Origin of the sequence: Idiomarina sp. A28L, assembly GCF_000218785.1 — a bacterium.
GTDB lineage: Bacteria > Pseudomonadota > Gammaproteobacteria > Enterobacterales > Alteromonadaceae > Aliidiomarina.
Genome location: NZ_AFPO01000007.1, coordinates 126,684 through 145,558, shown reverse-complemented (window position 1 = coordinate 145,558; position 18,875 = coordinate 126,684). Strand labels below are relative to the sequence as shown.

General features: G+C 45.6%; 24 protein-coding genes. 12 read left to right on the top strand and 12 right to left on the bottom strand.

The window, feature by feature from the left end; all coding sequences use genetic code 11:
• The first annotated feature begins 228 nt into the window (after window positions 1–228).
• Window positions 229–1,110 (top strand): ion transporter, encoded by an 882-nt coding sequence (locus A28LD_RS02470; protein WP_007419478.1) that lies wholly within the window; start codon window positions 229–231, stop codon window positions 1,108–1,110.
• Window positions 1,111–1,148: 38 nt separating this feature from the next.
• On the opposite strand, the gene A28LD_RS02465 is transcribed toward A28LD_RS02470, so the two are convergent.
• The 4 genes from A28LD_RS02465 to flgA all read right to left on the bottom strand — a co-directional run bounded on the left by A28LD_RS02465 (window position 1,149) and on the right by flgA (window position 3,397).
• Entirely contained in the window at window positions 1,149–1,706 is a 558-nt protein-coding gene (locus A28LD_RS02465) for an isochorismatase family protein (RefSeq protein WP_007419477.1), read from the bottom strand.
• A gap of 17 nt (window positions 1,707–1,723) precedes the next feature.
• Complete coding sequence (locus A28LD_RS02460) at window positions 1,724–2,173, bottom strand: flagella synthesis protein FlgN (protein WP_007419476.1); 450 nt, start codon at window positions 2,171–2,173, stop codon at window positions 1,724–1,726.
• 31 nt (window positions 2,174–2,204) lie between these two features.
• On the bottom strand, window positions 2,205–2,483 hold the full coding sequence (gene flgM / locus A28LD_RS02455; RefSeq protein WP_202796067.1) for a flagellar biosynthesis anti-sigma factor FlgM: 279 nt from the start codon (window positions 2,481–2,483) through the stop codon (window positions 2,205–2,207).
• 203 nt (window positions 2,484–2,686) lie between these two features.
• Window positions 2,687–3,397, bottom strand: coding sequence for a flagellar basal body P-ring formation chaperone FlgA (flgA, locus tag A28LD_RS02450; protein WP_050795125.1), 711 nt, complete (start codon window positions 3,395–3,397; stop codon window positions 2,687–2,689).
• Between the two features lie 222 nt (window positions 3,398–3,619).
• Here flgA and flgB point away from each other — a divergent pair, with 222 nt between their 5' ends.
• The 11 genes from flgB (at window position 3,620) to flgL (ending at window position 12,850) form a co-directional block, all read left to right on the top strand.
• Complete coding sequence (gene flgB, locus A28LD_RS02445) at window positions 3,620–4,030, top strand: flagellar basal body rod protein FlgB (protein WP_007419473.1); 411 nt, start codon at window positions 3,620–3,622, stop codon at window positions 4,028–4,030.
• 18 nt (window positions 4,031–4,048) lie between these two features.
• A complete protein-coding gene (gene flgC, locus A28LD_RS02440) occupies window positions 4,049–4,456 on the top strand; it encodes a flagellar basal body rod protein FlgC (protein ID WP_007419472.1) in 408 nt (135 codons plus the stop codon).
• Window positions 4,457–4,460: 4 nt separating this feature from the next.
• Window positions 4,461–5,129, top strand: a complete 669-nt coding sequence (locus A28LD_RS02435) for a flagellar hook assembly protein FlgD (protein ID WP_007419471.1) — start codon at window positions 4,461–4,463, stop codon at window positions 5,127–5,129.
• A 37-nt stretch (window positions 5,130–5,166) separates the two neighbouring features.
• Window positions 5,167–6,351 carry a flagellar hook protein FlgE gene (flgE, locus tag A28LD_RS02430; RefSeq protein WP_007419470.1) on the top strand — a complete coding sequence of 395 codons (1,185 nt, stop codon included), beginning with the start codon at window positions 5,167–5,169 and terminating at the stop codon, window positions 6,349–6,351.
• 48 nt (window positions 6,352–6,399) lie between these two features.
• Complete coding sequence (locus A28LD_RS02425) at window positions 6,400–7,143, top strand: flagellar basal body rod protein FlgF (RefSeq protein WP_007419469.1); 744 nt, start codon at window positions 6,400–6,402, stop codon at window positions 7,141–7,143.
• Window positions 7,144–7,169: 26 nt separating this feature from the next.
• Window positions 7,170–7,952: a flagellar basal-body rod protein FlgG gene (gene flgG, locus A28LD_RS02420; protein WP_007419468.1), complete on the top strand. Its 783-nt coding sequence runs from the start codon at window positions 7,170–7,172 to the stop codon at window positions 7,950–7,952.
• A 41-nt stretch (window positions 7,953–7,993) separates the two neighbouring features.
• A complete protein-coding gene (locus tag A28LD_RS02415; RefSeq protein ID WP_007419467.1) occupies window positions 7,994–8,680 on the top strand; it encodes a flagellar basal body L-ring protein FlgH in 687 nt (228 codons plus the stop codon).
• Between the two features lie 11 nt (window positions 8,681–8,691).
• A complete protein-coding gene (locus A28LD_RS02410; protein WP_139043496.1) occupies window positions 8,692–9,795 on the top strand; it encodes a flagellar basal body P-ring protein FlgI in 1,104 nt (367 codons plus the stop codon).
• A complete protein-coding gene (locus A28LD_RS02405) occupies window positions 9,795–10,133 on the top strand; it encodes a rod-binding protein (RefSeq protein WP_007419465.1) in 339 nt (112 codons plus the stop codon). Before A28LD_RS02410 ends, A28LD_RS02405 begins: the two co-directional genes overlap by 1 nt.
• A gap of 61 nt (window positions 10,134–10,194) precedes the next feature.
• Window positions 10,195–11,802, top strand: coding sequence for a flagellar hook-associated protein FlgK (gene flgK, locus A28LD_RS02400; RefSeq protein WP_007419464.1), 1,608 nt, complete (start codon window positions 10,195–10,197; stop codon window positions 11,800–11,802).
• Window positions 11,803–11,893: 91 nt separating this feature from the next.
• Complete coding sequence (gene flgL, locus A28LD_RS02395) at window positions 11,894–12,850, top strand: flagellar hook-associated protein FlgL (RefSeq protein ID WP_007419463.1); 957 nt, start codon at window positions 11,894–11,896, stop codon at window positions 12,848–12,850.
• Window positions 12,851–12,904: 54 nt separating this feature from the next.
• Here flgL and fliR read toward each other — a convergent pair whose 3' ends face one another.
• The 8 genes from fliR to A28LD_RS11835 form a co-directional block, all read right to left on the bottom strand.
• Entirely contained in the window at window positions 12,905–13,696 is a 792-nt protein-coding gene (gene fliR, locus A28LD_RS02390) for a flagellar biosynthetic protein FliR (RefSeq protein ID WP_007419462.1), read from the bottom strand.
• Between the two features lie 20 nt (window positions 13,697–13,716).
• The gene (gene fliQ, locus A28LD_RS02385) at window positions 13,717–13,986 is read right to left on the bottom strand and encodes a flagellar biosynthesis protein FliQ (RefSeq protein ID WP_007419461.1); all 270 of its coding nucleotides are present in this window, start codon (window positions 13,984–13,986) and stop codon (window positions 13,717–13,719) included.
• A gap of 14 nt (window positions 13,987–14,000) precedes the next feature.
• Window positions 14,001–14,765: a flagellar type III secretion system pore protein FliP gene (fliP, locus tag A28LD_RS02380; RefSeq protein ID WP_007419460.1), complete on the bottom strand. Its 765-nt coding sequence runs from the start codon at window positions 14,763–14,765 to the stop codon at window positions 14,001–14,003.
• Window positions 14,762–15,199 carry a flagellar biosynthetic protein FliO gene (gene fliO, locus A28LD_RS02375; protein ID WP_007419459.1) on the bottom strand — a complete coding sequence of 146 codons (438 nt, stop codon included), beginning with the start codon at window positions 15,197–15,199 and terminating at the stop codon, window positions 14,762–14,764. Before fliO ends, fliP begins: the two co-directional genes overlap by 4 nt.
• Entirely contained in the window at window positions 15,196–15,648 is a 453-nt protein-coding gene (fliN, locus tag A28LD_RS02370; protein WP_007419458.1) for a flagellar motor switch protein FliN, read from the bottom strand. Before fliN ends, fliO begins: the two co-directional genes overlap by 4 nt.
• Entirely contained in the window at window positions 15,641–16,729 is a 1,089-nt protein-coding gene (gene fliM / locus A28LD_RS02365; protein ID WP_007419457.1) for a flagellar motor switch protein FliM, read from the bottom strand. The genes fliN and fliM overlap by 8 nt, the downstream gene beginning before the upstream one ends.
• A gap of 100 nt (window positions 16,730–16,829) precedes the next feature.
• On the bottom strand, window positions 16,830–17,324 hold the full coding sequence (fliL, locus tag A28LD_RS02360; protein WP_007419456.1) for a flagellar basal body-associated protein FliL: 495 nt from the start codon (window positions 17,322–17,324) through the stop codon (window positions 16,830–16,832).
• Between the two features lie 129 nt (window positions 17,325–17,453).
• Window positions 17,454–18,875, bottom strand: coding sequence for a flagellar hook-length control protein FliK (locus tag A28LD_RS11835; RefSeq protein ID WP_007419455.1), 1,422 nt, complete (start codon window positions 18,873–18,875; stop codon window positions 17,454–17,456).

Below are 18,875 nucleotides of genomic sequence, written 5' to 3'. Positions count from 1 at the left end.
TGAACCATGTAATCTAGCATAATTTCATAAATCGAGTGAAGTGAACTCGGTGGTTATTAACTAAATTTCATATGTTTAAACTTGGAAAAAGCTGCTATTTTCGCTTGCTTTTAATCTACCGAGGCCCAACATCCTGCTTAGGTATGTTGGCCTTGAATCATCGGGCCTGAATTACAGCCCTCTACGATTTTAACATTACACATACAGGTATTAGGCGGAACTATCACGATGGAAAATGCAAACTACAGCAATTGGCAGGCAAGTTTTGTGCGTTTGCGTAGCAATAAAATATTTGAATTAGTGGTAGTGGTTATCATCGTTTTCTCAGCGCTTGTAGTGGGTGCCAAAACCTACGAAGAAACAACCCGCTTTACCCGAATTATGGATTACTTGGATTGGGCGGTTACGGTGTTTTTCGTAGTCGAAATTGCCATTCGAATGTTAGCCGAACGCAGGTTTCTGGATTTCTTCAAATCAGGCTGGAATGTTTTTGATTTTGTTATCGTGGTAGCTAGCTTAATTCCAGTGGATGGCGGCCAAAGCGTTCTGTTGGCTCGGTTATTGCGGGTTTTCCGAGTGTTGCGTTTGGTGTCGATTGTTCCCGAGTTACGCATGCTGATGAACGCCTTTTTAAAGGCATTGCCGCGCATGGGTTACGTAGCGCTTTTCATGTTTATTATCTTCTACATTTATGGCGCCATTGGCAGCTTCATTTTCGGCGATATTAATCCTTTTTACTGGGAAAATATCACCGTTGCGATGCTCACATTATTTCGCGTAGCCACTTTTGAAAGTTGGACATCGATAATGTACGAAACGATGGAAGTTTACCCATGGTCTTGGCTTTTTTATGTGAGTTTCATTTTCTTAAGTGCGTTTATTTTCCTCAATATGATGATCGGTGTGGTGCTAGAAGTGATGCAAAAAGAGAGTGCGGCACATTCGTTAGAAACCGGAGAAGGTGAGGCAGCGGATATTCATTGGTTGCGGGAACATGTGGCAGATCTTCAAACGCAAATTGGGGTTATTCACGCGCATATATTGGCTACTTCAAAAGATGCTGATGGGGATAAATATACAGAGAATAACGATAAACCAGAGGCGAAGTAGCGGTAGTTATCAACTTTATCGATGTAGGGCGCGCTAAGTTAGCGTATGTAGGTTTTTGAGATGTGCCGGAATGAATCGGTACCGGCACGTTCAAGCCATTCGAAAATAACCATTTCAGAACTAACCACCACCGCACCAGCAGCGGCTAAACGCGCAAGCGCTAACCCTTTATCGCTCGGGTTTCGCGAGCCTACCGCATCTTCAACAATAAATACTTGATAGCCTGCCGCTAATAAATCTAGCGCTGTTTGCAATACACAAACATGGCTTTCTGTGCCAATAAGTACTATTTGCGGGCGCTCTTGTTGTTTCAAATGGTTAGCAAAATCAGTTTCGCGATGGGCACTGAAATGGATTTTTTCAAATAACGTTGCATTTGGCAGGTGTGAACTTAATTGTTCAACGGTGGTACCGAGGCCTTGCGGATATTGCTCGGTAAATATGCAAGGTATCTGTAGCTCTGAGGCAACATTTAAGAGCCTATCAGCAGAATGCACAATATCACGGGCATGATCTATGGCGGGTGCTAACCGACCCTGAATATCAATGACTAATAAAAGGCTTTGTTGCTGTGAGATGCTCTGAGATTTTACCATTCAAAGAATGCTCCAAATCAGGCTTTTGAGCTTACCCGGGGAATAGATTTTTTCGATTGGCCATCAGGGCCATATAAACTTGCGCCTGAAGCATCTCGGAGAATGTTTAGCATTTGCTGGTTGTGCTGCAAACGATGTTGAATAAGATCTCCATTCAAAGCATTCAGATGAGCTACATTTTCGGTGGTTAAAATTAAATCTTGCCACAGCTCGCTGCAATTTGAATCTGCAGCGGCTTGCTCAGAACCTTCGCGGTTTAGTGGATAGCCAAGTTTTTCCTGCGCATTTCGGCGTTTCAGTTCAGATTGCTCAAGTTCAGCGAATAAACTTTGCTTTTCTTTTGCTACGGCTTCTAATGCTGCACCATCAACTTTACCTTCACCCAGCAACAGTTGCTCTTGTTTTAGCAAGGCTTCCATTATTTGCATGCGTTCTTGTTGATGCTGCAGGTGATTTCGTAAACTCATTTAAGTGCCGGTATTCCAACTGTAATAAAAATTAATTATCTAAAAGCTCTCGAACGCTATCGATTAAGCTATCAGCAATTTGATCTGCCCGAATATCTAAGCGGCCATCGCGAATTGCTTCTTTCAATTCGTTAACGCGCGCCATATCAATATCTTGGCTAGTATTTTCAAGTGCTGGGCTAAAATGGGTTACCGCCGCAGGTGTTTCTGCGGTTTGGTTTGCATTGCCTGCGCCCGAAGTTTTTCCGGTTGATTTGCCTTGTTCGCTACTTGGGGTAACTGGTAAAGGCTGCATGCCATTGATTTTCAAAACATTCCCCTTGGTGTGTTTGGGTCTGCAAATATTATCGGCAGAAGATAAGGAAACTTTAGCAAATTAATGCTCAAAAATCAGCCAAGAAGCAGCTTATTTGTAATGATAACGTAATTTTATCATAGGCCGCTATAGCGGGGTTAACAGAATATTGTTTACTAATCCTTTAAAGGTGAGATCCGGTGTGCAAAACGTCAATGTTAGTTTATAACTACCACTCGCCCGGGGCCGATAATTTTAGCTTCTAACATTTCGCGGTTACCAATTCGAATACGAATAGTGTCGTTTAAGCCACCGCTATCAACCGCAGTTCCTTCACGTTCTATTTGGAAGCCAGTTCCTTGCGCTAGTATTCTCACAGTATCCCCACGAGCTATTATCTCTGGGGCTTGTACCATTTGTTCATAAATGGGTTGGCCTGCGCGTAAATTTCTGCGCACTACTAAACCTACCAAATCCTCGAAGCGTGTAATCGGCTGATTACGCATTCGCCCGGTATCGCCCTTTGCCGAGGTAAGCATAGCTGCGGTAATTAGGGTGCCGGAGCGTATATCATCGACAGGCACTAAGTAACGACTTAGCAAAGATATTTGCGCCTGAACGTAACGCACTTGCTCGCCATTTTTACCGCAGCGAACACCCACAGAAACACGGCCGGCCGCTTCTTGATTTGCACTAGGAAAAAAAGGCTCTGGGTTTTCGCAAGCGCCGAATTGTGCGCTGGGTGCGAAGACTTCAATTGCTATCTCAGAATTCGCCGAGGTTGAGCGGCTGGCTTGTTGATAAAGAAAGTTTTGCACGGCACGGGTTATTTCTTGGGTATTTGCAAAGGCTGCATTCACCACCATTGATGTACATATAAATGCACCACCAATAAGAATGAAAAACAGTTTCTTTACAATTGCTTGCATTAATTTTTTATTTCCGCGTAATGGCTGATTAATTGCCATTATAAACACACGAATAAACTCTGAATTGAAGAAATAAGCGAAAAAAACTGCTTTTTTCGAGCGATTGACTCGACAAATACGATCGTAGTCTTAACGCTGCCAAGTTCTCCTTTATTCGGCCTGTACATAAATTAACCAGGCGAAAGAGCACAGAGAGCTGCAATTGATAACAAGGGTAGCAGCATGATCGATAAAATGACGGGAACACTGCATTTCCACCAAGAAGCGTTAAATCTTCGTGATCAGCGCCAGCAAGTGTTGGCAAACAACATTGCTAATGCGGATACGCCAAACTTTAAGGCCCGCGATTTTGATTTCGCCAGCGAGTTGCAAAAAGCAGCCACACAAGGGCGGCAACAAGCAACCGCTCTTGCGCGTACTTCGGCTGGCCACATGGGTGGTAGCGGTACGGAAGCTTCAGATGTAAGCAACATGCAATATCGGATTCCGGCGCAATCGCGCCTTGATGGTAATACCGTTGATATGGATATGGAACGCAGCAAGTTTCTCGATAACTCAGTGCGCTACCAAGCGAGTTTAACTTTTATGAATAGCAGGATTAAAAGCCTGCGGTCGGCAATGCAGCCTGAATAAGCAAAGAGGTTCTGAAATATGAGCATGTTTAGCATTTTTGATATCTCCGGTTCGGCGCTCACTGCACAATCGCAGCGAATGAATGTAGCCGCCAGCAATATGGCAAATGCCGATAGCGTAAGCGGCCCCGATGGCTTGCCATACCGCGCCAAGCAAGTGGTATTCGAGAGTAAATTACAAAACGGACAAGGCGCCGGTGGTGTGCAAGTTCGCGAAGTAATTGAAGAGCAAACTCCGGGTCGGCTTGAGTATCGCCCGGGCCATCCGCTTGCGAATGCCGAGGGCTATGTGCAAATGCCAAATGTGGATCCGGTTGCCGAGATGGTGAATATGATTTCTGCTTCGCGCTCTTATCAGGCCAATGTTGAAGTAATGAACACGAGTAAACAATTAATGATGCGTACGTTAAGCATCGGAGAGGGTTAAGCCCATGAATACAATTGACCAATCGGTATTGACGAACGTGAATGGCCAAGGGCCGGGTTCACAAGCGAATAGCGCAGAAATGCGTGAAAACTTTATGACATTGCTCGTTGCCCAGCTAAAGAATCAAGACCCATTGAATCCAATGGAAAATGCGGAAATGACCTCCCAGCTGGCGCAGATTAATACGGTAAGTGGTATCGAGCAATTGAACGAAACCATGACCGGTATAAACGGCCAAATCGAGCAAGGCAAGTTCATGCAAGCTACTTCGTTAATCGGCAAAGCTGTATTAGTGCCGGGTGAACGAGTGCTTGTAGGTGAAGGTGCGCCAACACCATTTGCAATGGAATTCAATCGCCCAGCCGATAGCGTGAAGGTAAACATTGTTGATGGCGCCGGACAAATTGTACGCACACTCGATTTAGGTGGTGTGAACGCTGGCATGCAAACCGTGGAATGGGATGGCAAATTGGCTGATGGCTCAGTTGCTCCCGATGGCGCTTATCGATTCCAGGTTGAAGCAACAGATGCGGATGGCCGCAATGTACCTAATGAAACCTTTAATTACGCACAAGTATTTGCAGTAAGTACAGGCCACCCAGACGGACCGCGTTTGGACCTCGGTGGCATTTTTGAACCTGTTCGACTTGAAGATATTCGCCAAGTTGTCTGATTTATCAGCACCTTTGGTTTAATCCAGGAGATTAACTATGAGTTTTTCACAAGCATTAAGTGGCCTGCGTGCAGCGGCTGAAAATTTAGGTGTTGTTGGTAACAATATTGCCAACGCGCAAACCGTTGGCTTTAAGAGCTCAGGAATTCAGTTTTCTGATGTTTATGCCGATTCCCAGGGTGGTTTAGGTACGCGTGTTGCCGCGATTGTTCAGAACTTCAACGAAGGTAACTTAGAAACAACTAACCGCACGCTAGATCTAGCGATTACTGGTAACGGCTTCTTTCGCTTTGAACAGAATAATGAAATTCAATATTCGCGCAATGGCCAGTTAACCATGACCAATGATGGCTTCTTAACCAACGCCTCTGGTGCTCGTTTAACGGGCTATCCAGCCGGCTCTTTGGTTGGCAGCCAGCCTGGCCAGTTACAAATTCCTTCTGGTGGTTTGCAAGCGAACCCAACAGCGGAAATCGCAGCGAGTTTCAATATGGATGCTCGTACTGTGCCACTTGACCGTGCTGTTGTTCCGTTCGACCGCAATGACCCAGATACTTACAACTACTCAAACACCGTAGTTGTTTATGATTCATTAGGTACTCGCCACAACGCGCAAATGTATTTTACCAAGTTAAATGACAACGAGTGGGAAGTTCGCTTATCACGTAACGGCGATCTTGCCCCGGAAGTTGGAACTCTTAACTTTGATTCCAACGGTATCTTAGATACTACTGCTAACCTCGATGCATTTACCTTTAACCCAGGTGGTGGTGCCGACCCAATGTCGGTAGCAATGAACGTTACCGGCACTACCCAATTCTCGAATGATTTTGAATTAAATAACCTTTTACAAGATGGTTATACCTCAGGAACATTGGTACGGGTAGCAATTGAAGAAGATGGCAGCGTGGTAGGCACTTACACCAATGAGCAAAGCCAAGTGCTGGGCACTGTAGCATTAGCCTCTTTCCGGAATATGGAAGGTTTGCGCGCTGTGGGTGATAACTCATGGTTAGAAACGGCTGATTCAGGCCCGGCAATCGTTGGTTTAGCTGGTGAAGGCCAGTTTGGTAACATCGCTTCGGGTGTGGTTGAGCAATCGAACGTTGATTTAACGCAAGAGCTTGTTGCTTTGATTATGGCGCAGCGTAACTACCAAGCGAACGCGCAAAGTATCAAAACCCAAGATGAAGTACTGCAGGCTACAGTAAACCTGCGCTAACGTAATGTTAGGTATGCGTGATAGCTAAAGAGCAAAGGAGTTCGGATTATGGATCCAATGATTTACACCGCAATGGGCGGAGCCAAGCAAACGCTTGATGATCAGGCTGTGATTAATCACAACCTTGCGAACGTATCAACAAGCGGGTTTCGGGCTCAATTGAGCGCTGTGCGATCGGTTCCTCTTGAAGGCCCTGGCTCGTTAGCTACGCGCACTGCAGTAGTGGGTTCAACCCCTATGTTTGATGCTACCGGTGGCCCCATTAACGCGACTGGCCGGCCAATGGATATTGCTTTAGGCGATAACAATTGGTTAGCAGTACAGGGCGGTGATGGTAACGAAGCCTATACCCGCCGTGGCGATTTAAATGTTGATGCCAATGGTGTTTTGATGAGTGCTGGCCGCCCTGTGCTTGGCGATGGTGGGCCGATTGTAATACCACTCGGTGCTGAAATTACCATCGGCGACGATGGCACCATTACCATGAAAGGTGAAGGTGCACGTTCAACTGAGCTGGCTGAAATTGACCGAATTAAAGTTGTAAATTCTGAAGCTCAACAGCTTGAGCGAGGCCTTGATGGCTTGTTTAGATCGGTAGATGGCGGCGTTATTGGCCGTGATGAAAATGCCAAGATTGCTACTGGTGCGCTGGAAGGGAGTAACGTGAGTGCGGTGGAAGCAATGGTGGCGATGATCAGTAATCAGCGCAAATTCGATATGCAGATGAAAGTAATTCAAACCGCAGATGAAAATTCACAGCGCGCTAACAGCCTGCTTTCCGTGCAAGGCTAATTCGTAAAAACGAATGGAGAGAAATAATGATTAAATCACTTTGGACCGGAAAAACAGGCCTCGAAGCGCAGCAGTTCCAGATGGATGTGATTACTAACAACCTAGCGAACGTTAACACCACAGGTTTTAAGCAATCTCGCGCGGTTTTTGAAGATTTACTATACCAAAATATGCGCCAACCGGGTGCCATGAATAACGCCCAAGATCGTTTACCTTCGGGCTTACAAGTCGGTACCGGTGTACGTGCAGTAGCCACAGAGCGCTTGCATACGCAAGGCGGCTTGGTAGCCACTGAGAACTCGAGAAACCTAGCGATTAACGGTAAAGGGTTCTTCCAAGTGTTAATGCCAGATGGTGAAGTAGCATTTACTCGCGATGGTAGTTTTCAGTTAAACGAAAATGGGCAGATGGTTACAGCTAGTGGTTATCCATTGGAGCCAGGCATTTTTATTCCAGCAAATGCGTTAAGCGTTACCATTGGTGAAGATGGCATTGTTTCAGTAACGCAGCCGGGCAACGCGCAACCAACGGAAGTTGGCCAAGTTACCTTGGCATCATTCATGAATGATACCGGTTTGGAATCAGTGGGCGGCAATCTATACCGTGAAACAGCTTCTTCGGGCCCACGAAATGAATACAGCCCTGGCGATAACGGCACAGGCCGTTTATTCCAAGGCTATGTAGAAACATCGAACGTGAACGTTGTGGAAGAAATGGTAAATATGATTCAAACCCAACGTGCATATGAAATTAACAGCCGAGCATTGCGCACCAGTGATGAAATGCTCTCGCGCTTAACGCAGCTGTAAGCAAAGCATTGTTAATAATGCCTAAGTTCTAGGAGATTCGAATGTATAAACTAGCCCAGATATCAGCTGCGAAAGCCATATGTGTAGCCGTTGCCGCATTTGGGTTAGTGGCGTGTTCTTCTGCACCTAAAACTATTGTGGTTACCGAGCCTGAACCTATAGTGATGCCTGAGCGCGGCGCAATTCAAGCAAATGGTTCAATATTTCAAGCTCAGCGCGGTTATGCTCCGCTGTTTGAAGATCGTCGGCCCCGAATGGTAGGTGATATTTTAACCATTTTAGTAGAAGAGCAAGTAAGTGCATCGAAGAGTAACCAAACCGCTACCTCACGAGCGAGTAATGTAGGTATAGATTTGGCACAGCTTCCCGATTTCTTGGAGTCGCTGGCTGATTTAGGGCTAGATGTTAGTTCGGTAAGTGATTTTAATGGCCAAGGCTCGGCAAGCGCAAATAATACCTTTCAAGGCACCATTACTGTGCAAGTTTTAGAGGTAATGCTGAACGGGAACTTGCGTGTTCGCGGCGAGAAGCAAATTGCTATTAATAGTGGTGCTGAATACATTCGTTTTTCTGGAATTGTAAACCCACGTTCAGTTACTGGCCAAAGCACGGTGCTTTCAAGCCAAGTAGCAGAAGCGCGTATCGAATATATTGGTGATGGCTACATTCATACAGCACAACGTATGGGCTGGCTGCAAAGATTCTTTAACTGGGCTACCCCAATGTAATGGTGACCAATATGAAAAAACTACTTAGTATCATTATTCTTGGCGCAGCATTACTCGCTAGCTCACCGGCACAAGCCGAACGGTTAAAAGACTTGGCTGAATTTGCCGGCGTTCGCGATAACGTTTTGGTGGGTTATGGCTTAGTTGTGGGGCTCGATGGCACTGGTGATCAAACAACACAAGCGCCATTTACGGGGCAGAGTTTAACGAACATGCTCTCCCAGTTAGGAGTAACCATTCCGGCAGGCACAAACATGCAGCTGCGAAATGTTGCAGCGGTAATGGTAACCGCAGATTTACCTCCTTTTTCGATGCAAGGCCAACGCTTAGATATCACTGTTTCTTCGGTAGGTAACGCGCGTAGCTTGCGTGGTGGTACCTTGTTAATGACACCGTTACGCGGTGCCGATGGTGAAATTTATGCCATAGCGCAAGGTAATCTTCTTATCGGTGGCGTTAGTGCAGAAAGTGGCGGCAGCCGAGAAACGGTAAATCACCAATCAGCTGGGCGTATATCCCGCGGTGCGATAGTAGAACGTGAAGTGGCGCTTGCATTAGGTGGCAATCAAGGTGAGCTCGAACTGCATTTGAAACAGGCTGATTTTAGCACCGCAGAACGTGTAGTTACGCGTATCAACGATGAGTTTGGCAATCTTGTTGCGCAAGCAATGAACGGCCGGGTTATCCGTTTGTTTGGCCCGCAAGATGCGAACGAGCGTGTTCGATTTATGGCTCGCGTAGAAAATATTGATGTACAGCCGGCCGTTGGGCGAGCTCGTGTTGTATTAAATTCGCGCACCGGGTCTGTGGTAATGAATGGCAACGTGCGTTTAAGCCAAGCGGCAGTAGCGCACGGTAACCTTTCGGTTTCAATTGATACTCGCCAACGTGTAAGCCAACCGGGCCCGTTTTCGCAAGGCGAAACGGTGGTAACTACCGATACTGATATCCAAATCACGCAAGAGGCCGGTACTTTGAATATGGTTGAGGGCGTTGATTTAATGGAAGTGGTGAACGCGTTAAATTCTCTTGGCGCAACCCCGGCTGATTTAATGGCTATCCTCGAAGCGCTAAAGGCTTCTGGTTCGCTGCGGGCTGAATTGGAGATTATTTAATGAATGATGCATTCGCAACTCAAGCCACTCAGGCCAGAATGGCGCTGGATATTCAAGGGCTGAATCAGATAAAAGCGAATAACCGTGTAGATGGTGAAGCAGGTTTACGCCAAGCAGCAGAAGAATTCGAAGCGGTATTCCTGAATATGATGATGCAAAGCATGCGTGAAGCTACCGGCAAATCTGAGTTATTCGATTCACCACAAACCCAACAAATGCAGAGCATGTATGATCAGCAGCTTACTCGTCACTTAGCTACACGTGGCATTGGCCTAGCTGATCAATTAGTACAACAGCTTCAGCAAGGGCCGGCTCAAATTCCGGCACAAAAGCCCTAATTCACCTTAAGAATTCCCTTCTGCTGCCGATAATCTTCAGCACAGTTAAAAGGTAGGTCTGATGAGTATTTTAAACACCGGCATTACCGGTCTCAATGCGGCACAAACTGCACTTTATGCAACCAGTAATAATATCTCGAATGTGTATACCCCAGGGTACAACCGAGAACTTGTGTTGTTGGGCGAAGCAAAAAATGGTGGCGGCGTTCAAGTAAATGGCGTTAATCGTCAGTTCAATAGCTTTATTGCTGAGCGTTTGAATAACGCAAACGGCAATCTTGCCTCTTTGCAATCCTATAAAACCCAAGCTAGCCAAATTGATAACCTTCTTGCAGATCCTGACGCGGGCTTGGCGCCGTTAATGCAAAAGTTTTTCGGCTCGGTGGGTGATTTAGCAGGCACTCCAGCAGAACCTGCAGCTCGAGAAGGTGTGCTTGGTAACGCGAGCAGTATGTCAGCCCAGTTCCGTTCATTTGATAATTATCTGAACGATTTACAACGCACGGTAAATGGCGGTGTAACTCTAGAAGTATCGCAAATTAATGATATCGCTGGGCAAATAGCGATGTTAAATAAAGAGATAGCCACCTCAGCAGCTTCAACTGGGCAAACGCCAAACTCGTTATTAAACCAACGTGATCAGTATGTTGCTGAGTTAAGTGAAAAAATTGATATCCGCGTAAATGTTCAGGATGGCGGTGCATATAATGTATCGATTGGTAATGGCCAACCGTTAGTAACTGGCGATTCTTCAAACACGCTTGTAGCTATAGCTTCTTCATTCGATCCAGAGCGTATTGTGGTGGGCTACCGTGATTCTTCGGGTAATGTTATCGAATATCGTGAAGATCAATTTAAGGGCGGTAGTTTAGGCGGGTTAATGAGTTTCCGCAGCGAGAGCCTTGATAAAATTCAAGGTCAGCTTGGCCAACTTGCGGTAACCATGGCGCAATCATTTAATGAGCAACACCAGGCTGGTATCGATCTTAATGGAGATGCAGGTACTGAGTTTTTTAGTATTGGCGCACCTTCGAGCTTTACCAATACTAAAAATGCTGGTGATGGAGTTCTTGATGTAACGATAGCCGACCTTAATGAACTTACTTCAAGCTCCTTCGACCTTACATTTAATGGAACTGATTGGCAGGTAATGCAACGAGAGAATGGCAGCCGCACAACGGTAACGCCAGATGGCGCTGGTAACTTGAATTTTGCGGGCATTGAAATCAACGTAAATGGAACGCCAGAAATAGGTGATCGTTTTCGAGTGAACCCTGTGCAACGTGCGGCGCGTGATTTCAATGTTGAAATTAGTGATATTTCCAATATCGCTGCAGCCACTTCAGCTGATTCAGGCGATAACCGAAATGCATTAGCGTTGCAAAATCTACAAAGCGCTCGTTTAGTGAGTGGCAATGCAAATTTCAGCCAAGCCTATGGTGCAATAATAAGTGATTCAGGTAATCGCAATGCGGTAATAAACGCGAACTTATCAGCTCAACAAGGCTTAACTGAGCAATTACGTGCGTTGCAACAATCTGAATCGGGGGTAAACCTTGATGAAGAAGCGGCAAATCTAGTGCGTTATCAGCAGTTTTATCAAGCGAACGCAAAAGTGATTGAAACTGGGCTAAGTATACTAGACACAATATTGTCGATTTCACGTTAATATTTGCTCGGAGCAGCCGATATAGATTAGTAAGTGAATAGCATTAGCTTTGGCGGAGTATTTTTGCCGAAGATATCGAGGAAAAAGCACTATGCGTATTAGTACGGTTACCATTTTTGATCAGAATGTATCAGCAATGAATCGCCAGCAAGCCGATTTTTTAAAAGTTGGTCAGCAAATGTCGACTGGGCGACGAGTTGTTAATCCATCTGATGATCCACAAGCGGCTGCTCGGGCAGTTGGGGTGGGTCAATCTATTGCGGTAACTCAACAATATACTGATGCTCGCGTGAGCGCTCGCAACAGCTTATCGCAACAAGAAAGCGTATTGAACAGTGTGGGAGATATGCTCACGCGTGCAAAAACGCTTATGATTCAGGCGTCTAGCGATACATTGAGTGATGTTGACCGAGTGTCAGTCGCTACTGAATTAGAAGGCGTGTACGAAGGTTTGATTGGTTTAGCTAACACAACTGATGGTACCGGTCGTTATATCTTCGGGGGATACCGTGATGGTGAAACGCCGTTTACTCGGGCTGGTGATGGCACAGTGCAGTTTGAGGGTAGTACCGAAATGCGTGAAGAACGCGTTGATAGTGGTCGATTAATGAAGGTGGGGCACACTGGTAATGATATTTTCTTAACCAATTTGAGTAATGCCCGCCTGGCAACCGATGGTACGCCTGCAAATGCCAATTTGTTTGCAAGTTTTGAAAAGGCTATTGCTGCTTTAAAGGCGGATGAAACCACGTTGCCCCCCGCAGACCGGAAAGATGTATTTAGTAATGTTATGCGTGAATTTGATAATGCGCAGGATAACACGCTAACAAAACGTGCTTCTTTGGGTGCACGGCTCAACGAACTAGATACTTTAGATTTAGTTGCTGGGAACCGAAAGCTTGGCTACGAGCAGCAATTATCTGATTTAGTAGATTTGGATTATGTAAAAGCGGCTTCTGATTACAGCTTAGGCATGGTGGCGTTGCAGGCTTCACAAAAAGCTTTCGTTGATATTAAAGGCCTAAGCTTATTCAATTACCTTCGCTAATTTATTGCTTGTAACTGGTTATAAGCATGTAGTGTAAAAGCATGCTTATAGCGGTTATTGAATTGGCGCCAGCGCCTCTAACATTAACGCAATAAATTCTAAAGCATGAGAAAACAGTGCCTGAACAAAAGTTCCGAGCTGTGTGGTAAGCACCGTAATCAAGAATAAGCCCATGGTTAGTGATAATGGGAAACCGATAGAAAACACCGTTAGCTGAGGTGCCGAGCGGTTCAAGATACCCAACGTAAGATTGATGATTAGTAAAGCGCCGAATACCGGCAGCGCTAACAAAATCCCCGAAGAAAAGATAACCCCACCAAAACGTGCAAAAGTTTCGAACGCATTTAAATTTAATCCTGAAGTACCAATGGGTAGTTGCTCAAAGGAAAATGCGATGATTTCTAGCATAATCAGATGGCCATTCAATGCTAAATACAGCAACACAGTAAAAGCATGCAGAATACGCGATAAAATCATTGTGTTTGCGCCGCTATCAGGCGAGAAGAAAGTGGCGAAGGCCAACCCCATTTGTAATCCGATAAACTCACCTGCAGCCATTACAACGGCAAATGCAATTTGCATCACTAAACCCATAGCGATGCCAATCAATACCTGCTCAACGATTATCCCAAAGCCTGCCCAAGAATAGATGGGCACATCGGGCATAGGGGGAATTATGGGCGCCATCACAATCGCGAGCGCTATTCCAAATGCGATGCGTAATTGCGCTGGTATCCGGGAGTGACCAAATATGGGAGCTGAAACCATAAAGCTAGTGATACGGAAAAAGGGCCAAAGAAAAGCTACTATCCACCCTTGTAGTTGTAAAAACGTAACTTCAATCATGGCGTAACCGCGGCACTAGGCTATTGCACCATATTAGGAATACTGGTGAATAGCTCGGTAGTGTAATCAATAATCAGCTGCAAGAGAAAAGGCCCGATAACTACGAGCATAATCACTACCCCAAGAATTTTGGGGATGAAAGAAAGGGTCATTTCGTTAATTTGGGTAGCTGCTTGGAATAAGCTAACCACCAAACCAATAAGTAACGCCGTAAGCAGCAACGGTCCAGCAAGGTAAAGTGCTACTCGCATGCCTTGGTAAGCGATTGTCATTACTTGTTCTGGATTCATCGGTTACCTCCTAGCTACATATAAAAGCTTGCAGCAAGTGAACCAATAATGAGCTGCCAACCATCAACTAATACGAAAAGCATGAGCTTAAACGGAAGTGAAATAGTTGCGGGTGGCACCATCATCATACCGAGTGCCATGAGCACGCTGGCAACAACCAAATCAATAATAAGAAATGGGATAAAAATGGTAAAACCAATTTGGAATGCGGTTTTTAATTCACTGGTGACAAAGGATGGAATTAAAACGTGCATTGGTAATTCTTCTGGCCCTTGTATTGGGCCGATATCGGCTAGGCGCACAAATAGCTCTAAATCACTTTGCCGGGTTTGTGCAAGCATAAACTCGCGCAAAGGCTCTGCGGCCAGCGGCAAAAACTCTTGGAATCCAATAACATCATCGCTTAATGGAACCCAGGCAGTTTCATAAATTTGTGCAAGTACCGGCGACATAATAAAAAAAGTTAGAAATAGCGCAATACCAAGAAGCACTTGGTTAGGCGGTGCTGATTGGGTACCCATGGCTGTACGCAGGAGGCCAAGTACAATAATGATACGCGCAAAACTTGTCATCATTAACAGGCCAGCGGGCAAAAAAGCCATACTGCTGAGTAATAACAAAGTTTGTAACGGTACTGACCAACGCTGGCTGCCATCTTCGCCAGTAGTGCTGGTGATTGCCGGCAATTCTTGAGCAATAGCGTCGGTAGGCAAAAAGAGCGCTATTGCGCTCAAGATTATAATGCCGAAACCGAACCATATTTTGTGGGTCTGAATCATTCCTTACCACCTTTATGGTTCTGGGTAGCGTTTTGCTTTGATTTTAAAAGGTTAGCGAAAGGGCTAAGAATAGGGTTTACGTTAGCTTGTTCTGATTCAGCAGGTTCTTTATCGGTTTCAGTTGTTTCAGGAATAGGTAGTTCAGTTAAGTGATTAACACTGCCAGGAGCTACGCCTAAAACTAAGCGCTTGCCTTCAACATCAACAACTACAATGCGTTCTTTGCCGCCCAGATTTGCGCTAGTAACCACGCGTATTTTATTCGTAGTGCTTGGCAACCAACTACTGCCGATACGGCGGAATAACCAAGCACATACAATGATAATCAGAATAACTAAAATTAACGAGCCAGATACCTTACCAAGCAGCGTTAAGCTAGACACCACATCGGTGCCCGCCGGAGTGCTCACTGCGGTACTGGTATTTGTGATCATCGGTTCAGTTTCTGCACACGCTCTGCTGGGGTTACAATTTCAGTGATTCGAATACCATATTTATCATCGAGAACAACTACTTCGCCTTGTGCGATTAGGTAGCCGTTGATAAGAATATCCATTGGTTCACCGGCTAACCCATCGAGCTCTACAACTGAGCCTTGAGCTAATTCTAGTAGTTGCTTAATGGTGATGCGAGTGCGGCCAAGTTCAACGCTAAGCTTTACCGGAATATCCATTATGATATCTAAATCACTAGCGCTTGCGCCACGATTAGTATTTTCTAACGGCTTAAATACTCGGTCTCCGGCTGATTGCGGATTTCCAGCGGCTTGCTCTTCTTCAAGCACATCGGCCCATGGGTCGTTAGTTTCGCCCTCTGAGCTTTCTTGTTTGGCCTCTTCAGGCTGCTCTTCAGCGTCCTTTTTTGGCTTTTTATCATCAGTCATCGTCATAATCCTCAGAGGTTGCATCGCCATAGGCAGAAACGTTATCTGCCTTATTTGGGCTCGCAAGCGCGTGGTTTTCTAAAATTTTAATCACTCGTAGAGCACGGTGCTTGTTAAGTGAGCCATACTCGCATTCCAATACCGGCAAGCCACTTACTGTAGCCGTTACGACTTTCGGTAAAGAAACAGGGAGAACATCGCCTACTTTTAGCGCCATAACTTGTGGTAGGCGCACAGGAATATCTAGGAAATTAGTAGTAAGTTCAACATCAGATGATTGCAGCTCTTGGGTAATACGCTCTTTCCAGGCTTTATCCGTTGCGCTGGAGGCATCGGCCCGCAAGTTGGTAAGGCGATCGCGTAGCGGCTCAATCATGGAGTAGGGCATGCAAATTTGAAAGCTAGAATCTAAGTTACCTACTTCTAAGTGAAAAGTTGTAGTGACTACAATTTCACTTGGAGAACTGGTAATACTGGCAAATTTAGGCTGCATTTCAGATCTAATGTAACTAATTTTAAGCTGGAAAACCGCTCGCCAAGCCTCCTGGTAAGCATCCATTGCCAAATTCAATACGCGATTAATTATCCGCTGCTCTGTACCGGTAAATTCCCGCATTTCATTGCGCGTGATAAAGCGTCCATCACCACCGAATAAGTTTTCAACAATCATGGAAACCATGTTTTGTGGAAATACCACCAGTGCTGTACCGCGCAATGGTTTCATGGCAATAATGTTTAAGTTAATTGGCGTAGGCAACTTATCAGAGAAATCTTGAAAGCGTTGATAACGAACCGATTCCACAGAAATATCAGCGTTACGGCGCAATAAGTTGAACAAGTTCATTCGGAACTGGCGAGCAAAGCGCTCATTAATTATTTCAAGCGTGTGTAAACGCTCGCGCACAACGCGATGTTGGGTGCCCGGATCAAATGGTCGTTCACCGGCATTGCGTTCTTTTATCCCACCGAAACGCTCCTGCCGAGATGATGTATTTACATCGTCTGCAGGTTTCATTGGTTTGGATACCGAACCAAGTAACTCGTCGATATCATGCTGTGAAAGGGGCTTATCACCAGCCATAAACGCTCATCTATAGTTTGTATTGCCGTGAATACCATCTAGTTCTCAATTTCTCAAATATCGATAAAATAGACGGCTCGTGTTGCGTTACATGGTGTGCTTACTGAACAATAAACTCAGTAAACAACACTTCAAAAATTTCAATTTCCGCTGTGGAATTTGCGTAGGATTCAGATAGCCGAACCTTAATGTGCTCTGCTAGTTCCGTTTTTCCATCAGTAGTACTAATATTTTCTGCATCGAGCCCTGATAGCATTACCAACAAACGGCTGCGAACTTGTGGCATGTTATCTACTAATGTTTGCCGGGTATCGCCATCTTGAACCTCGAGAGTCATTCCGGTGTAGAGGAGGCGTGGCCCAAACTGGTCACTGCGCAAATTCACTGTGAAGGGCTCTATCTTTACGAACACTGGCTCGCGAACTCGTTCTGCGGCAGGCATGTTCCCTGCTAAAGCTGACATTGCAGTGGTTCGCGTATCAAGTAATAGCCAAGTGTTTACCGCGGTAACCGCAATCATAATCGCTACTAGGCCTATTAAGGCGAAGATAATAGTATTGTTGCTGTCTTTAGTATTTGCTTGTGGCTTGGCCATGTATATACCCTGTTTTAGCTTATTCTGGATTATGCCTGTACTTATTAAAAGTGAACCGCTAAAAAGCGAAGTTTCACCGTCTTACCTTTTCAGTTTAACCTGAAACGATAGGAAAATGCCTGATCAATATTAAGCGTACAGGTCAATTTGCCCATTCCCTACCTGAATATCGAGCTCCTGATTTGGGTTCTCTTCAGTATTTGGCGCTGGAACGTTTAAATTGTTATCGGCCAGTTCAGAAGAACCTGAACTCTGCTCCTGATTTTGTTGTTCAGCTTGGCCATCGTTTACCGATGATTCGGCCAAATCAATACCTTGCTCTGCTAATAATTCTCGAAGTTGGGGAATAGCAGTTTCCAAAGCAGCGCGAACATTGGCATTGGCAGCGCTAAACTGCAAGCTTGCCGCTTGATCATCCATTCGCAAATTAATCATTAGTGGGCCAAGTTCAGCAGGGTGCAAGCGCAGCGCTACTTGGTTATCTTGGCGAAAGTTCATGTTCACTACTTGTTGGCTAAGCTGTTGTTGCCAAGCATTCGAGGCTAACGGCGCAGTAAGTGTTCCGGTAGGCGTAGCATTGCTACTTGCAACGCTGGCATTGGCGGTTTGTAGCGCTACTAAATTGGCTTGTTCACTGTTTGCTGTAGTGCTCGCCGCACTTGCATTGGCAATATTACTAAGGCCTTGCAACGCCGATTCAGCTACTGGCATTGCTTGCTTAATTGGCACTGGAGTAGCTAAAGGCTGCCATGTTGGCATTGGTTGCTGAGGTGTTTGTGGCAGCTTAGCATCGGTTAAAAATGGATTGCTCTCAGGCAAGGCACCGGCCGGCAATGTTGCGCGTTCTTGACCACTTAGTTGCATCGCCATTTGCAATGCAGCGGTTTGATTAGCACTCAGGGTTTGTGAATTAATGTTCCCAAGCTGAGTGTTTCCAGCCTTTAACGTTTGCTGCATAGCACTTTGAGGGAGTGTACTTTGAGATAGGGCACTTTGAGCTCTCGCATTTTGCTGCACGGCTAAACCCAGTTGACCTGCTGGTAATTGTTGCATCTGCGGCATAAGTGCAGTTGTATTGGCGTTCCCATTAGTTTGTGCTGCAGCAAAAGCGCTCACGCCCTCAGTTCCGGATACTCCACCTTTACCTGCTTGGCTAAGCTGCTGAGCAAGTGCTTGCGCTTGTTCAATACGGTTCAGCATATCTGCCGATAGGCTGTTTTGCTGTGCAACCAAAGGTTGTGGGTTTTCATTGCTCAAAGCAATCAACTGCTCGCCTTCCGGCAAATCGATAGGCAATGGCTGCACTTTATCGCCAGGGTTTAGTGCCATACCCGGCTTAAGCTCTGAAGGCGTTGAATTTGTTAGTAACACTTCTTGTGGAGTATGCTTTTCACTTCCCGCTTTTTTCGCGCCTTGCTGCACATCAACAAGGTTTTGCAGGCGTGCAGCAAAATTGTTAGGGGTTGAGCCCGAACCAAGATCAGCAACCGAAGCGCCGGGTTTTCCATTGGCTACTTGCTGTGAAGGGTTTAGCAACATCATGTTTAACAT

Excerpts from the sequence above, each read along its gene's own strand:
- fliN (WP_007419458.1), bottom strand. The coding sequence starts at position 15,648 with ATGACTGATGATAAAAAGCCAAAAAAGGACGCTGAAGAGCAGCCTGAA.
- A28LD_RS11835 (WP_007419455.1), bottom strand. The coding sequence starts at position 18,875 with ATGTTAAACATGATGTTGCTAAACCCTTCACAGCAAGTAGCCAATGGA.
- A28LD_RS02415 (WP_007419467.1), top strand. The coding sequence starts at position 7,994 with ATGTATAAACTAGCCCAGATATCAGCTGCGAAAGCCATATGTGTAGCC.
- fliQ (WP_007419461.1), bottom strand. The coding sequence starts at position 13,986 with ATGAATCCAGAACAAGTAATGACAATCGCTTACCAAGGCATGCGAGTA.
- flgL (WP_007419463.1), top strand. The coding sequence starts at position 11,894 with ATGCGTATTAGTACGGTTACCATTTTTGATCAGAATGTATCAGCAATG.
- A28LD_RS02470 (WP_007419478.1), top strand. The coding sequence starts at position 229 with ATGGAAAATGCAAACTACAGCAATTGGCAGGCAAGTTTTGTGCGTTTG.
- flgE (WP_007419470.1), top strand. The coding sequence starts at position 5,167 with ATGAGTTTTTCACAAGCATTAAGTGGCCTGCGTGCAGCGGCTGAAAAT.
- A28LD_RS02435 (WP_007419471.1), top strand. The coding sequence starts at position 4,461 with ATGAATACAATTGACCAATCGGTATTGACGAACGTGAATGGCCAAGGG.
- A28LD_RS02425 (WP_007419469.1), top strand. The coding sequence starts at position 6,400 with ATGGATCCAATGATTTACACCGCAATGGGCGGAGCCAAGCAAACGCTT.
- A28LD_RS02410 (WP_139043496.1), top strand. The coding sequence starts at position 8,692 with ATGAAAAAACTACTTAGTATCATTATTCTTGGCGCAGCATTACTCGCT.
- A28LD_RS02405 (WP_007419465.1), top strand. The coding sequence starts at position 9,795 with ATGAATGATGCATTCGCAACTCAAGCCACTCAGGCCAGAATGGCGCTG.
- A28LD_RS02460 (WP_007419476.1), bottom strand. The coding sequence starts at position 2,173 with ATGAGTTTACGAAATCACCTGCAGCATCAACAAGAACGCATGCAAATA.
- flgA (WP_050795125.1), bottom strand. The coding sequence starts at position 3,397 with ATGCAAGCAATTGTAAAGAAACTGTTTTTCATTCTTATTGGTGGTGCA.
- flgG (WP_007419468.1), top strand. The coding sequence starts at position 7,170 with ATGATTAAATCACTTTGGACCGGAAAAACAGGCCTCGAAGCGCAGCAG.
- fliO (WP_007419459.1), bottom strand. The coding sequence starts at position 15,199 with ATGATCACAAATACCAGTACCGCAGTGAGCACTCCGGCGGGCACCGAT.
- fliR (WP_007419462.1), bottom strand. The coding sequence starts at position 13,696 with ATGATTGAAGTTACGTTTTTACAACTACAAGGGTGGATAGTAGCTTTT.
- fliP (WP_007419460.1), bottom strand. The coding sequence starts at position 14,765 with ATGATTCAGACCCACAAAATATGGTTCGGTTTCGGCATTATAATCTTG.
- flgC (WP_007419472.1), top strand. The coding sequence starts at position 4,049 with ATGAGCATGTTTAGCATTTTTGATATCTCCGGTTCGGCGCTCACTGCA.
- fliM (WP_007419457.1), bottom strand. The coding sequence starts at position 16,729 with ATGGCTGGTGATAAGCCCCTTTCACAGCATGATATCGACGAGTTACTT.
- flgK (WP_007419464.1), top strand. The coding sequence starts at position 10,195 with ATGAGTATTTTAAACACCGGCATTACCGGTCTCAATGCGGCACAAACT.
- A28LD_RS02465 (WP_007419477.1), bottom strand. The coding sequence starts at position 1,706 with ATGGTAAAATCTCAGAGCATCTCACAGCAACAAAGCCTTTTATTAGTC.
- fliL (WP_007419456.1), bottom strand. The coding sequence starts at position 17,324 with ATGGCCAAGCCACAAGCAAATACTAAAGACAGCAACAATACTATTATC.
- flgB (WP_007419473.1), top strand. The coding sequence starts at position 3,620 with ATGATCGATAAAATGACGGGAACACTGCATTTCCACCAAGAAGCGTTA.